Origin of the sequence: Bacteroides congonensis (genome assembly GCF_900130125.1) — a bacterium.
Taxonomy (GTDB): domain Bacteria; phylum Bacteroidota; class Bacteroidia; order Bacteroidales; family Bacteroidaceae; genus Bacteroides; species Bacteroides congonensis.
The window spans coordinates 1,082,852-1,097,372 of record NZ_FQXY01000009.1 but is presented as its reverse complement, the minus strand read 5'-3'; the positions used below and the strand labels follow the sequence as shown (position 1 = coordinate 1,097,372).

The 14,521-nt window shown below is 46.5% G+C and carries 8 protein-coding genes; 4 read left to right on the top strand and 4 right to left on the bottom strand.

From position 1 onward, the window contains the following. Positions 1–11 precede the first annotated feature (11 nt). From BQ7997_RS11215 to bglX, 4 genes are read left to right on the top strand one after another with little or no spacing between them, the layout of a single operon-like run. Positions 12–1,664: a RagB/SusD family nutrient uptake outer membrane protein gene (locus BQ7997_RS11215; RefSeq protein ID WP_044653200.1), complete on the top strand. Its 1,653-nt coding sequence runs from the start codon at positions 12–14 to the stop codon at positions 1,662–1,664. 13 nt (positions 1,665–1,677) lie between these two features. Further along, positions 1,678–3,888, top strand: coding sequence for a glycosyl hydrolase family 28 protein (locus tag BQ7997_RS11210; RefSeq protein ID WP_083589215.1), 2,211 nt, complete (start codon positions 1,678–1,680; stop codon positions 3,886–3,888). 14 nt (positions 3,889–3,902) lie between these two features. After that, a complete protein-coding gene (locus BQ7997_RS11205; protein ID WP_083589214.1) occupies positions 3,903–6,176 on the top strand; it encodes a beta-glucosidase family protein in 2,274 nt (757 codons plus the stop codon). Next, a complete protein-coding gene (gene bglX, locus BQ7997_RS11200) occupies positions 6,176–8,479 on the top strand; it encodes a beta-glucosidase BglX (protein ID WP_394333733.1) in 2,304 nt (767 codons plus the stop codon). Before BQ7997_RS11205 ends, bglX begins: the two co-directional genes overlap by 1 nt. Before the next feature lie 118 nt (positions 8,480–8,597). On the opposite strand, the gene BQ7997_RS11195 is transcribed toward bglX, so the two are convergent. The 4 genes from BQ7997_RS11195 to BQ7997_RS11180 all read right to left on the bottom strand — a co-directional run bounded on the left by BQ7997_RS11195 (position 8,598) and on the right by BQ7997_RS11180 (position 14,504). Further along, the gene (locus BQ7997_RS11195) at positions 8,598–8,924 is read right to left on the bottom strand and encodes a DUF2149 domain-containing protein (RefSeq protein WP_073346300.1); all 327 of its coding nucleotides are present in this window, start codon (positions 8,922–8,924) and stop codon (positions 8,598–8,600) included. After that, the gene (locus tag BQ7997_RS11190; protein ID WP_073346297.1) at positions 8,921–9,550 is read right to left on the bottom strand and encodes a MotA/TolQ/ExbB proton channel family protein; all 630 of its coding nucleotides are present in this window, start codon (positions 9,548–9,550) and stop codon (positions 8,921–8,923) included. Before BQ7997_RS11190 ends, BQ7997_RS11195 begins: the two co-directional genes overlap by 4 nt. Before the next feature lie 78 nt (positions 9,551–9,628). Continuing rightward, on the bottom strand, positions 9,629–10,321 hold the full coding sequence (locus BQ7997_RS11185) for a hypothetical protein (protein ID WP_044653196.1): 693 nt from the start codon (positions 10,319–10,321) through the stop codon (positions 9,629–9,631). A 52-nt stretch (positions 10,322–10,373) separates the two neighbouring features. Next, positions 10,374–14,504 carry a cobaltochelatase subunit CobN gene (locus tag BQ7997_RS11180; protein WP_073346295.1) on the bottom strand — a complete coding sequence of 1,377 codons (4,131 nt, stop codon included), beginning with the start codon at positions 14,502–14,504 and terminating at the stop codon, positions 10,374–10,376. Positions 14,505–14,521: the final 17 nt, after the last annotated feature.

The window sequence follows — 14,521 nt, the reverse complement described above, 5'->3', positions numbered from 1 at the left end:
AGGAGTAAACTATGAAACTATATAAGAAAATTCTTTTTTTAGGCTGTCTGGCCGGAGGGTTGGCGGCATGCAATGATTTGGAGATTGATGAATCCCAATATCATACCACGAAGTTTTTGTTTAGCGATTTCTCCCGTGTGGCGATGGGGATTACGAATGTATATGCCGGTTTACCGGACGAGTTGTCTGCATTGGGCACTTTGCGTGACTGTGCGACGGACGATGCGGTCTATGCCTGGAGTGCCGACCCCGTGAAGATTTTTTATGACGGCAGTTGGTCGGCTAACAGGCTGATTGACGACCAGTGGGCGCATTATTACAGTGCTATCCGTAGTGCGAATTATTTTCTTGAGAATTGTCCGGATGATTTCCCGGATTCCAAGTGGACGACCAATTATGAGCAGAACTTGAAAGAATTGAGATATTACCCGTGGGAAGCGAAAGTGTTGCGCGCGTATTTTCATTTTGAATTGTTAAGGCGTTACAACCAAATCATTATCGCCGACCGGACGTTTACCACCGAAGAGGTTAATCATCTGAAACCGGTTTCTTATCAGGAAGCGGCAGACTGGATTGTGAAGGAACTCGAACCTTGCATCAAGGTGTTGCCGGAAACTTGGAAGGACACGCCGTCCGCTAAATTGGGACGTGTCACCAAAGGGTTCTGCATGGCCTTGAAAGCACGTGTTTTGCTTTATGCAGCGAGCCCGTTGAATAATCCGTCCGGCAACTCTTCCGAATGGGCCAAAGCAGCGGAAGCCGCCAAAGAACTGATGGATGCGAATATCTACAAGTTAGTGGACGAACAGGTCTTTAATAATGAAAATGCGCAAGGACTGATTTTCGGCAGGCGGCTGAGTGCGGGCAATCAATTCGAGTATGCCAACTTCCCGGTAGGTATGGGAGGCAACTCGGGTGTTTGTCCTTCGGAAAACCTGGTGGAAGCGTTTGATATGGCGGATGGTACTCCGTTCAGTTGGGAACAGCATCAGGAGGATGTTTTAGACCCGTCGAAGCGTGACCCGCGTTTCGCAAAGACGCTTCTGGCGAATGGCATGTCGTTCAAAAACGACCTTATTGAAAGTTTTGACGGCGGACGGAACGGTGCGCCTCAGGACGGTGCTTCTCCTACTTCCTATTATTTGAGAAAGCTTTTGCAGGAAGATACCAATATCGATGAGGGAACGGGAACGATTACCTCTTTCGGACATATATTTCCGATGTTCCGGTATGCGGAGGTCTATCTGAACTATGCGGAAGCATTGTTCGAAGCAACCGGTAATCCGAACTTCACCGGCGATTGGGATGGAAAGAGATACGATATGTCTCCTGTAGCTGCTGTGAACGCGGTTCGTGCCCGTTCTTTTATGCAGGGATTGGATGAAAACATAGATGAGACATCGTTCCGTACGCGGTTGCGTAACGAACGTCGGGTGGAATTGGCTTTCGAGAATCATCGTTTTTGGGACATACGGCGCTGGAAGATTGGCAGCCAAACTGTGAAAATATATGGTTTGAGACTGAGCAAGGATGCCAATGACGTGATTACAAAAGAGAAATACTTGGTTCAGGAGCGTGTGTGGGACGATAAGATGAATTATTATCCGATAGGAAACGGAGAAATGAATCGGAATGAAAATCTGATTCAGAACACAGATTGGTAAATGTAGTTATTGTATGAATAAGAATAATATGTTGATAATAGGCTTACTGTCTTGCCTGATGCTACCTCTTTCATCGTGTGGAAATGAGAATGAAGGACTGACTGGTATAAATATTAGTTATGAGAATGTAAATACGGAAGTGGCTTCGTGGCCTCATGTATTCTATGCTTTTGACAAAAGTAATTGTACTGCTTTTCAAACGACAGGAGATGAGGCCGGTTTGCAGGAGATAACGGCTGCCGGAACTTACAAAACAATTTTGGCGTATGAGACTGACGGGAATCTGGAGATTTCGCCGGGGGCTGCCGGAGGTAATGCGGAGGGTTATTATGTGGCAGTGAAAAACATATCCGGGGAAATCCCCCGGATATATGCCAGCAAATCATTGATAAATGAGTCGGTTGTCAGGCTTGAACCTGTCACAGCCCAACTGATGGTCAATGTGCTGAACGCACCGGATGACTTTGAATCCCTTACGCTCCGGATACCTGGTATGACGGATGTGCTGTATGTCTCATCATTGAAAACGGAAGGCCGCCGTTCTTTGCAGAAAAAAGAAATAACGCTTCCGAAAGGGCAGAATAGCGGTTCGTTTACTTTGTTCCCGATATTGGGGCAGGGGAATTGGACGCTCTCTTATTCGGCTGCTTATACCGATGGAACCGCATGTGAGGGAAGTATCAAACTGGAACATTTTATCCAAAGTGGGGATGAAGTGAAACTGATTGTGGACTTGAAAACCAGTGTGATGACTTACGAGACTTCACGGTATGATAGCGACCGGACCATCTCCAGCTCACATCCGTTCATGAATATGTGGGCTGACGGACAGGAATATATCAACGCGAGTTCCTTCTATAATGTATATGTGGAACAAGGCGGACGCTGGCGGGCAATAGATGTACGCAAAGCGCTTTGTTCGGATGCGAAGAACCACGACAGGATTTGGAATGACTGGAATAACTCCAAGAAATTGCGAGACACAATGAGTTATGCCCGTGTCATTAATCCTTTTGAAGGTACGGTGAAAGTACGTGTGGAAAAACGCGGAACGGCATTTAAGGGAGTGGAGGTACGTCCTTCTTCTTATCAGATTCCGGTAGAGAAAATCACGGATAATATGATAGAGTTCTCATTGCCCGGTTATGAGAAACGCAAAGTATCGGTAGAATTTGATGGAGACAGGCAACATAATTTGTTCTTGCTGGGCGGACGTCCTGACAAGGATAAACCGGCTCAAAGTAGTGGAGACGTAATTTATTGCGGACCGGGAGAACATGTAGTCAGCAAATTGGTGCTGACGGACAATCAGACGTTGTATGTCGATGAGGGTGCTGTGCTCTATACATGTATCGAGGTGACGGGAGATAATGTAACCATAGCCGGAAACGGCATAATCTCCGGAGAGAAATTGCCGCATACAGGCAGTTTGTATGCCGAAGGGGCACGGCTGATTAGAGTGGCCGATAATACGAAAGTGATAAATAATTTCAAGATAAAAGATGTGACTTTGATTGATTCGCCCAACTGGACATTGGCGTTATATGGCACGAAAGATGCGGTGATTGATAATGTAAACATCATCTGCTGGATATTGAATGGTGACGGTATCGACCTGACATGTAGTACGGGGGCTACAGTGAAAGACTGCTTTGTCCGTACGTATGACGACTGTGTCTCGTTGAAAGTCCTCGGGCTTTATGGTGGTGCGAAAGCGAATACCAATCATGTGCAAGTTGACAATTGCCTTTTGTGGTGCGATTTGGCTCGTTGTGTCATGGTAGGACCGGAGGCAGGAACTAAAGGGGAGTGGATGTATTCGATTCGTGATTGCGAAATTAAGAATTGCATTGTGCTGGAATCAACAGGAACGATGCTTTCTGTCGGGCAGGAACCTTTGTCGGAAGGAGGAACGGCAATGCCGATTGAAAATATCACGTTCAGTGATATACAGGTCGACAATATGAAAATCGCAGAGAGTGGATGTCCGATATATGTATTTCAGTCAACCACCCACCAAGAAGGTTGCCGGATGGAAAATATCCTTTTCAAAAACATTCGGTTTGATGACCGTTTTGGTTTTAAGAATAAGCTTGTTGTCAGTTCGGAGGATGCTCGTAATACGATTTCTAATTTAGTTCTCGAAAACATCATTCACAATGGAAAGGCGATAACTGAAGGAGATGTCGAAATACAGGGAAATGTAAATGTTGAAATAAAATAGAAATTCTATTGTAAATGAAATTGAAACTTAAGATAAAGATAATATGGGTGTGTTTGTCCGTACTTGTCGTAAGGCCGGTATATGCTCAGCTTCCGGTATATCTGGATGAGGATAAACCTGTCGAAGAGCGTGTGAAGGATGCGCTGAGTCGCATGGCTCTTGAAGAAAAAGTCGCTCTATGTCATGCACAGAGCAAGTTTAGCAGTGCGGGCGTGCTTCGCTTAGGCATTCCGGAGTTGTGGATGAGTGACGGACCGCATGGTGTGCGGGCAGAATTGAACTGGAATAATTGGCATTATGCGGAATGGACGAATGACAGCATTACCGCTTTTCCGGCGCTCACTTGTCTTGCCGCTACGTGGAATCCTGAGATGGCCGCCAAATATGGCAAGGCATTGGGAGAGGAGGCACGCTATCGGGAAAAAGATGTGATATTAGGACCGGGCGTTAATATTTACCGGACTCCGCTGAATGGACGTAACTTTGAATATATGGGTGAAGACCCTTATTTGGCAGGTACGCTCTGTGTACCTTATATACAGGAAGTGCAGAAAAACGGTGTGGCGGTAAGTGTCAAGCACTATGCACTGAACAATCAGGAGTTGTGGCGCGACTATATCGATGTGTATCTCAGCGAGCGTGCCTTGCATGAAATCTATCTTCCTGCTTTTAAGATGGCTGTACAACAAGGCGGTGCATGGACGGTGATGGGAGCGTATAACAAGTTTCGTGGTCAGCACGCTTGCCATAATGAAACACTGCTCCGTAAGATATTGAAAGAGGACTGGAAGTTCGACGGTGTGGTGGTGAGTGATTGGGGAGGTGTGCACGATACGTATGAAGCTGCCTTGAACGGAATGGACATAGAGATGGGGTCGTATACGAACGGACTGACTTCGGAAAGTGTCTTTACGTACAACGACTATTATCTGGCCCATCCCTATCTGAAGATGTTGAAAGAAGGGAAGATTGCAGAAGAAAATATAAACGACAAGGCTTCGCGTATTCTTCGTCTGATATTCCGTACGGCGATGAATCGCCGGAAACCTTATGGAGCGATAACGAATGAAGAGCATTATCAGTCGGCGCGTGAGATTGGAAATGAGGGGATTGTGTTGTTGAAGAATGCTCCCGTGGCAAAGAAATCGGCTCCGTTGTTACCGATTGATGCATCGAAATACAAACGTATTCTTGTAGTGGGTGATAATGCAATACGTTCGTTGAACCAAGGTGGCGGCTCTTCCGAATTGAAGGTGAAGGATATGGCTTCTCCGTTGGATGGGCTTCGTGCCGTGTATGGGGATAAGATACGTTATACACAAGGATATGCGGCAGGCAAACCGATGTACGGCAATGTGGAGGAAATACCACAGACTGTGACGGATTCATTGCGTGCTGAAGCAGTGGCGATGGCTAAAGAATCGGATTTAGTGATACTTGTAGGCGGGCTGAATAAGAACCATCAGCAGGATAGTGAAGCGGGTGACCGGATTCGTTATGGGTTGCCTTTCGGACAGGATGAATTGATAGAGGAGTTGCAGACTGTCAATCGGAATCTGATATTGGTGCTGCTGAGTGGCAATGCGGTGGAAATGCCTTGGATAAATAAAGTGCCTGCCATTGTGCAAGGCTGGTATTTGGGTTCTATGGGCGGATATTCACTGGCGGATGTGTTGAGCGGTGCTGTGAATCCCAGTGGCAAGTTGCCGTTTTCTTTTCCTGCCAGGCTTGCGGATTGCGGTGCGCATGCTTTTGACGAATTGTGTTATCCGGGTGATGGTGAGAAGGAAGAATATAAGGAAGATATTTTCGTGGGATATCGTTGGCATGATACGAAGAAGATTCCCGCTTTGTTTCCTTTCGGGCACGGACTGAGTTACACCACTTTTGCATACGGCAAACCGTCGGCGGATAAAAAGATCATGAAGGCGGATGAGCAGATTTCCTTTTCTGTCAGTGTGAAAAACACTGGAATGCGCGAAGGACAGGAGGTTGTACAGCTTTACATTAGTGATAAAAAATCATCTCTGCCGCGTCCGGTAAAGGAACTGAAAGGCTTTAAGAAAATAAAACTGGCTCCGGGCGAAGAAAAGACAGTAACGCTGACGATTGATAAGGGGGCTTTGAGTTACTTTGATGACGAACGACACGAGTGGGTGGCAGAACCGGGCAAGTTTGAAGCACTCATCGGAAGCTCGTCCACAGACATAAAAGCTGTTGTGTCGTTTGATTTCAGCATGTGTAATAAAAATGAAGATTCGATTTTACCGGAAAAACGTCCTAAATGATGATAGAAAAGCAAATGTGGAAAACGAAACTGATACTTGGCATTCTCTGCGGATGGATGTTCTTCTCCTGTTCTCCGGCAGGCGGAGGACAGGATACTGAAATGAATGCTTTCGTCACCGGCTTGATGAGCCGGATGACGCTTCGTGAAAAACTGGGGCAGTTGAATTTGCCATCCGGTGGTGACCTTGTAACGGGGGCTGTCATGAGTGGCGAATTGACTGAGATGATACGTAATCAAGAGATTGGGGGCGTCTTTAACGTGAAAGGGGTGAAGAAGGTATATGCCTTGCAACGCCTTGCGATGGAAGAAAGCCGTTTGAAGATTCCTCTGCTGGTAGGCGCCGACGTTATTCACGGATATGAAACCGTGTTCCCGATTCCGCTGGCTCTTTCTTGTAGCTGGGATACGTTAGCTGTCGAACGGATGGCACGTATCTCTGCAGTGGAAGCCAGTGCAGATGGTATAAACTGGACATTCAGCCCGATGGTGGATATTTGTCGGGATGCTCGTTGGGGACGTATTGCAGAGAGCAATGGTGAAGACCCGTACTTGGGCTCACTTTTGGCAAAAGCCTATGTACGGGGTTACCAAGGAGAGAATATGCAGGGAAAAGATGAAATTCTTTCTTGTGTGAAACATTTTGCTCTTTATGGGGCCAGTGAGTCGGGACGTGATTATAATACGGTTGATATGAGCCGTCTGCGTATGTATAACGAATACCTTGCTCCCTATCGTGCCGCTGTTGATGCAGGTGCAGGCAGTGTTATGAGTTCTTTTAATGTTGTGGATGGCGTCCCGGCTACTGCCAACAGATGGTTGCTGACTGATTTGCTTCGAAATGAGTGGGGATTTCGAGGATTATTGGTGACAGATTATTATGCGTTGGGCGAGATGGATGCCCACGGAGTTGCTCCTTTGAAAGAAGCCGCTGCGCGTGCTTTGCTGGCGGGTACGGATATGGATATGGTTTCCTGCGGTTTCCTGAATACGTTAGGAGAGTCTATGGCGGAAGGAAAAGTGACGGAAGAACAGATTGATGCTGCGTGTAGGCGTGTGCTGGAAACGAAGTATAAATTGGGCTTGTTTGCCTACCCCTATAAATATTGCGATACGTTGCGTGGTGAAAACGAGCTGTATACGACTGCCCATCGTGCTGTGGCACGAGAGATTGCTGCCGAAACGTTTGTTCTGTTGAAAAATACGGATAATCTTCTTCCTTTGAAGAAGAAAGGTCGGATTGCTTTGATAGGGCCGATGGCAGACGCCCGCAACAATATGTGCGGCATGTGGAGCATGACTTGCACTCCTTCCCGTCACGGGACGTTGCTTGAAGGCGTTCGGTCGGCAGTAGGGGACGAAGCGGAGATATTGTATGCGAAAGGAAGTAATATCTGTTATGATACGGAACAGGAAAAGGCTGCCACCGGTCTTCGTTCGTTAGAACGGGGGGATAATTCGCAATTGCTGAGTGAGGCCTTGCAGACGGCTGCCCGTGCGGATGTTATTTTGGCTGCCTTGGGTGAATGTGCTGAGATGAGTGGGGAGTCGGCTTCTCGTACCAATCCGATGATTCCCGATGCTCAACGGGATTTGTTGGAAGCTTTGGTGGCAACGGGTAAACCTGTGGTTCTTCTTCTGTTTACTGGACGTCCGTTGATATTGAACTGGGAGGATGCGCATGTACACTCGATACTGAATGTCTGGTTTGGCGGCAGTGAGACAGGGGATGCGGTGGCCGACGTATTATTTGGAAAAAAATCTCCATGCGGGAAACTGACTACTACATTCCCTCGTTCGGTAGGGCAACTTCCGTTGTATTATAATCATTTGAATACAGGACGTCCCGATTCGGACGCGTATGTCTTCAATCGTTATGCCAGCAACTATCTAGATGAGAGTAATGAACCTCTTTATCCTTTCGGATATGGCTTGAGTTACACGACTTTTACCTATAGCAATATGCAGTTGAGTACGGAAACTTTGCCGGAGGATGGGAAACTGACAGTCTCGGTGACTGTCGCCAATGAGGGGGATTCGGATGGAACTGAAATCGTACAACTTTATCTGCGCGATATATATGCTGAAATTGCTCGTCCGATAAAAGAATTGAAAGGCTTCCAGCGAGTATTCTTGAAAAAGGGAGAAAAGCGTGAAGTTAAGTTTGTCATAACAAAGGATGACCTGAAATATTATAATTCAGATTTACAGTATGTGTATGAATCAGGAAAGTTCTCTATTATGGTAGGACCTAATAGTAGAGATGTTCAGATGAAGTCTTTTGTATTAGACGAGAGTTTGTGATTCACATTTTGCAGGTCTTATTTTTCGCTAAGAAACATTCCACCCCTGTCACAGATATCTGTAGCAGGGGTGATTTTGTCAAGGAGAGAGGTCTGATGCACTCTCTTTGGATATTCAATCATTCCGGCACATAGATAATCTCTCCATTATCCAGTTCGTAGGCAATACCTACTTTCTTGCCTCGTTTCCCTTCCTTCTTATCCTGCTCTTCGGATGGAGTATAACGGTTTATCTTTTCTCCTTCCTTGGTGATAATTTCCATGTTCTCCTTACCGGGATTCTTCACCATTGTGAAGTCTTCCTGTGAAAACACTTCCGTCATGTTGTACCGGCTGACAAGAGCCACCATCAAGGCAACAGCGAAAACCATAGCAATGTCGAACAGGTTTGAAACTACGCTGATTGGGTCGGTGTCCTCTTCTTTTCGTAATAAGTTGTGTTTCATTTCTCTGTGGTTTTAGTGTCGTCTCTCTTTTCGTTCCTCTTTTCATTGAGTAACTCGGAGATAAATTCGAGATTGGTCATATCCTGCAAATACCATCGTTGTTTTACTTGTTGTGTGAGGAAACCTACCGCGCCTGCCACCAGTCCGACTACGGTTGTTGCGAAAGCTATCTGCATATTGTAAGCCATGGAAGCGATATCACCGCTTGCCAGTCCTGCGAGGGCGGGGCCCATTGGAATTAGTGTTCCCATAAGTCCCAGGATAGGCCCGAGTTTTGTCAGCGTTTTGGAAATAGCAAGGTCTTTGTCGGCCGCGATTTCAAAGTTAGCGAGCAAACGCTGTACCTGTGCCGGGGTATCACGGGCATCCAATATCTGACGCATATACATGATAACGAGTGACCTTGATTTCTCCGGTAGTTTGGAACTCAGTTCCCTAACAGTATCCAGCGTTAACTTGCCCAGCTCATTGCGAAGCAAAGCTTCTGTTTTACGGATAGATAAATATTGACCGTAGAAACTGCCGACAAGTAAGATGGCACGGCAGAAAAGGATGATTAATAACACGATGACAGGAACGAGCAATCCTGTAGAAATCCAATACAATATATCTGATATGTAGTTCATTGTTATTGATTATTTAGTAAGTGAATAAGTTACTGAAGTATCGTAAGTTGTTTCTTCTTTCTTTTTTTCTTTATTTATTCATGCTTTTTCTTTTCGTTTGCTGCGGATGTTCCACCAGATAAGCCCTAAGACCCCGCCAGTCAATGCGATAGCTGTCACGCCCGATAGTGCTTTCCAGTCTATCTCGCTGACACCTGCTGCTGAAGTCTTTCCGTTCACAGTGGCTACAATACCCAGTATGGCTACCAGTGCATGGGTCAGGAAGAAGAGTTCTAACCGCAGTTCCTTTTCCGGCAGAAGGTAGAGTAGCAGGTATCTTCCGCACGGTATTACTACCAGTATGAAAGCGGCATAACTCCAGGCTATCGTTTGAAAAGAAATACCGGGAAATGCGAAGATGAGATAGACTAATCCACTGAATAAAACCGGGAAAATCAATACTCCCGGAAACCAGCGAAGGAAACGGTACATCACTATCATGCGCGGCTTGACCGGATAGTCATTGGCTACGTGGACAGCCAGCATGGCATACGTCATTTGTATGCAGACCTCAATACTTAGAATCACAGATGTATCCAGCATCAAAGGCTGGTTACCAAGCCAGTCGGCTATCTGTGATTTCGACTGTTCGATGGCATACGGCCACATCCATCCGCCAAACACAGCGCAGATAGCGGCGATAACTCCCACCGCTATTGCTTTCCAAAACGTTTGCTTCAACAGAAAATTAAATGCTGTAAGAAGCATAAGTACAAGGACAACTGTATCCATTATTGTTCATTACAAGTTACTGATTACAAAATCTAAATTACCGGTTTTTGATTCATGCCTGACTGTTTTTACGGCGTTTGCGTACAAAGAGTATCAAGGCAAGTATAACGATGATAACGGCGATGCCGACGGCTACATTGCTCAATGTATTTGTCTGTTGCTCCGCTGCCTGATTCATCTCTTCTTTTTTCATGAACATTCCTTTATCATCTCCGCTTGTTTTAGCTTCGCGGATTTTGGAGATGCTCTCTTTATACTGCGCGGCAGTTTGTGCGTTGGAGTTTGAAGCGATGAAATCGCGGAGTTTTGCATTGTCACAGACAAATCCCGAACAGGACGGACGATAGGTATTTACTATTTCCGTGTGTAATTTGCTCAATTCTGCTACTTGTTCCTCGCTTGCTTTCCACAACCCTTTGCGGACACTTTCCAGCATAACGGCTGTCATTTCTTCCAGAGCGGCAGGGTTCTGTTGCTCAAAGTATTTCTTTACTCCCAGGTTGAGTTCGTCCTTTACATATACATTATAAATGTTATCCCACAGCTCCTTGTCGATGGCGGCAGGTTTCATCACGTTCCATCCGTATGTATTGGTGATAACTTCCGCAAACTCACTGGCTGAGGAAGCTCCGCCTTTCATCTTCTCTTTGATATACGCAGGATTCAGAATCGTTGTACGGCTTTCTACTCCGATGGCTTCTTTAAGCTCCTGCATCTTCATATTGTTGCGGTTGCGGTAGTCGCTAAGATAGGCATCAGGGTCTTTGCCGGTTACATTCCGCACCGCAAGGTTCATTCCACCCATAAATTCATAAACATGGTCAAGGCTTAAAGCTCCCCATGTATTGCTTTGGCGGGGCTGAACTACGACATCCGTACGGGTTAATGCAGCTTCGAAAGCAAATTTCTGAAAGGCTTCCCAATTCTTCTCGCTACCATAATAGGCTCCCATATTATTGAGATAAGTGGCGGCGATTTCCGATTCATTTTCCCAACGGTCACCGGCTTCCACCATTTCCTGAATACCCGAACCATACGAACCGTTAGCTCCACCGAATACACGGAATGTAGATATTTCACGGGCATCTTTCGGGCTTAGTCCTTTTTCCGTTAGTACGCGTTCGGCTTCGACCACACTGGCAGCAACCTGATTTTCAAACTTGTCATCTTTCGCGGCGGCAGCCATTCCTACTGCCCGGTTGATAAGGAACAGGCGCGAAGCGGCAAGGTCACGGAGTTGTCCGGAAGTCTGCACTACTACATCAATGCGCGGACGTCCCAACTCTGCGGAAGGAATCAGCTTCAAATCACTGACACGACCGAAGGCATCACGTACAGGCTCTACGCCCAGCATATAAAGAACTTGTGCAATAGTAGCACCGCCTGTCTCTATAAATTCGGATGACCATAACGTGTAGCTTACCTTACGTGGTATGGAATCGTTGTGACGTTGTTTGTAAGTATCAATCGTCTGTTTGGCAAGAGCGATACCCTTTTCCCATGCAGACTCCGTAGGAGTTGCTTCGGCATTGATGGCATACATGTTACGTCCCGTAGGTAATGTGTTCGGATTGGCAATCGGGTCACCGCCCGGAGTAGGAGCGGTGTAGCCGCCATTCAATGCGTTAATCAGACTGCCAAGCTCCTTTTCGGGACTTGTCAGAAGTGCATTCTTATAGTTGCCTACATTCTTGATGGTACGTTCCACTTCGGCTATTGCAAGTGCGAATTCCACTTCTTCCTTGCTATATTCTTTTGGAGCCTGTCCCATAGCTGCCATCATGGCTGCCATGCCTTGCGTCTTTTCCTTTTTATCTGTTGCAGCCATCATCATAGCCATCATGCCTTTCGGGGCATTGCGGTCGGCTTCTATCTGACGTGCTTTAGCCAGTTCCTGCGGTGTGATTCCGGCAGTACGGCAGATGAGTTCGTCCGTAGCTAATGCAGGATTAGCCATTAGTCTTTCTACTAGCAGACGGGCAGGAGTCAGGTATTGTTGTGTAAAGAGACTACGGTGCTTGTTGACAGCATCCGTAGCTTTTCCACGCTGCTTGTCGAGAGCCAAAAGGCTGTAAGCAATCGGTTCTGTCGCCATCGCATAGACAGAAGAAGTGATTCGTTCCGGTTCGTATGGAACTCCCATTGTATAGAGCTGTCCGGTAATTTTCTCCGTAGCCAGTTCCTCTGCGAAATTCTCTACGCGGGCGATTTCATCTTCTGTATAAGGTTTGTTGGCAATGCTGTCCAAACCCAAATCACGATGAATACCCATTCTCACGGTCAACGTCTTGACAGCCAGTGATTCCGGGTCTTTATTCTCTTTCTGCGAGTTATTATAGATTTTAATTTTTTCCATCAGTTCCCGGTAGATGCCGCGTACACTGCTTTCGAGGAAGGGAGGGGTGAGGTAAGACTGTACCGTTGCATAAGAGCGGCGTTTAGCCATCATGCTTTCTCCTACATTACCGATAGAATAGATATAGAAGTGAGGCACTGCACCTACCAGGCGGTCGGGCCAGTCATTGCTGCACAATGCCACTTGTTTTCTCGGGGTAAATTCAAGGCTGCCGTGCGTACCGAAATGAATCAGAGCGTCAGCTTTGAAGCCATGTTGCATCCATAGGTAAGAAGCGACATATGTATGCGGCGGAGCCATATCCGTGCCGTGCACCACCTGAAAAGAGTTATCACCGCTTCCGGCAGCATTTTGCGGCAACAGGACAACATTTCCGAATTGCAGGCGGGCGATGCCCAGTTTGCCGTCGGGAGTCACCATGTAATTTCCGGGGAACTCACCGAAAGCATCCACTACTTCTTTGTATTTCTCCGGACGGAGCGATTCTTCCACCCAACTTTCGTATTCTTCTTTGGTTATCAGCTCGGGGTGTCCGTTCTGCATGAATTCATTGAAGGCCCCTTCGGCATAAGTATTGAAAACAGCTCCTTGTGCCTGTATCATCTTACCTAATTCTTCAGCATTGGCAGGCAGATTGGAGATGTTGTATCCTTCTTGTTTCATACGGACTAGAAGATTATAAAGAGAAGGAACCACTTCCATTCCGGCAGCGGTCAGTGCGTTTTGTCCGGGGCCTTTGTAATAGTAGATGGCAACCTTTTTCTCATTATTCGGCTTGGCATTCAGATTCAGGTAATTGTTTATCGTAGAAACGAAAGTCTTCAAGCGTTCGGGGACAGCGTAAGAATGGCGCAGTCCTTCTTCATCTTCGTACTGTGCGAATAATGCAAAAGGACGAACCGCACCGTCGATTTCCGGGGTTACGATGCTTTGCGACATGAATCCGCCTGCCATTCCCATCGGGTCTTTTTCCCATTCATCTACAAGGCTGTTGATGGTGAGCGGAGCAAACAGCAGGATATTCTTTGCTTTCAGGTAATCCACCATTTTGTCGCCCATACGTCCGTGAGCCATGTTGATGATAGCATTCGGCTCTATTTCATCAATGAAAGACATAAATCTTGTCATTGACTGGACAGGATAAACATTGTAGCCTTCTTTCTCGAGAGCTTCAATCAATCCGGTGGCATCCGCCATTTGTCCGGTAATCATAATTTTCTTTGCATCCTCTTTATACAGGTTGTTTTCCTTCATGAATTTCTCGTAGTCTGCGACAGAGAGAAATTCCAGTTCATCATCGGGATTTGTAAGTCCGGCATGATACAGCATATCGCTCAGTCTTTCCACAGGGGCTTCCACTTCCTGTATGGAAGATACTTTCCCGTCAATCGCTTTGCGGATATAGTTCAGCATGTTCCGGTAGTTGGTTTTCCCGCCGTTCGTCAGGTAGCCGCGTATCAGATTCTGCTGCACGCTGTCAAGGTTACAAATATTATTGGCGGGATTCGTTGCCATGGAAGTATATATAGGTACGCCTTTGTCGGCCGCCTGCTGTATTTGCTGACGCTGCTCTTCGACAATGCGCAAGCCCATGCCGTTGACAAATACCATGTCATAACTTGCCAGGCGGTCGAGGTTGTCGAGAGATACTTCACTAAGTTTGACGGATGAGTTATCGTTGGCTTTCGAGATGCTTCCCTGTTGTATGGTCTGGAAGTTGACAAAGGCAATCTTTGTAGCGCTGAACCAGGTATTCCATACGGATATTCCTATCAGAGCCGCAGCAACGATGCATACACCTGAGATGATTTTGCTTTTCTTTTTCATTTCTCTTATTTTTAGCT

What these genes read in the sequence shown, in the direction of transcription:
- BQ7997_RS11195 (WP_073346300.1), bottom strand. Translation starts at nt 8,924, where the DNA reads ATGAAACACAACTTATTACGAAAAGAAGAGGACACCGACCCAATCAGC.
- BQ7997_RS11215 (WP_044653200.1), top strand. Translation starts at nt 12, where the DNA reads ATGAAACTATATAAGAAAATTCTTTTTTTAGGCTGTCTGGCCGGAGGG.
- BQ7997_RS11190 (WP_073346297.1), bottom strand. Translation starts at nt 9,550, where the DNA reads ATGAACTACATATCAGATATATTGTATTGGATTTCTACAGGATTGCTC.
- BQ7997_RS11210 (WP_083589215.1), top strand. Translation starts at nt 1,678, where the DNA reads ATGAATAAGAATAATATGTTGATAATAGGCTTACTGTCTTGCCTGATG.
- BQ7997_RS11180 (WP_073346295.1), bottom strand. Translation starts at nt 14,504, where the DNA reads ATGAAAAAGAAAAGCAAAATCATCTCAGGTGTATGCATCGTTGCTGCG.
- BQ7997_RS11185 (WP_044653196.1), bottom strand. Translation starts at nt 10,321, where the DNA reads ATGGATACAGTTGTCCTTGTACTTATGCTTCTTACAGCATTTAATTTT.
- BQ7997_RS11205 (WP_083589214.1), top strand. Translation starts at nt 3,903, where the DNA reads ATGAAATTGAAACTTAAGATAAAGATAATATGGGTGTGTTTGTCCGTA.
- bglX (WP_394333733.1), top strand. Translation starts at nt 6,176, where the DNA reads ATGATAGAAAAGCAAATGTGGAAAACGAAACTGATACTTGGCATTCTC.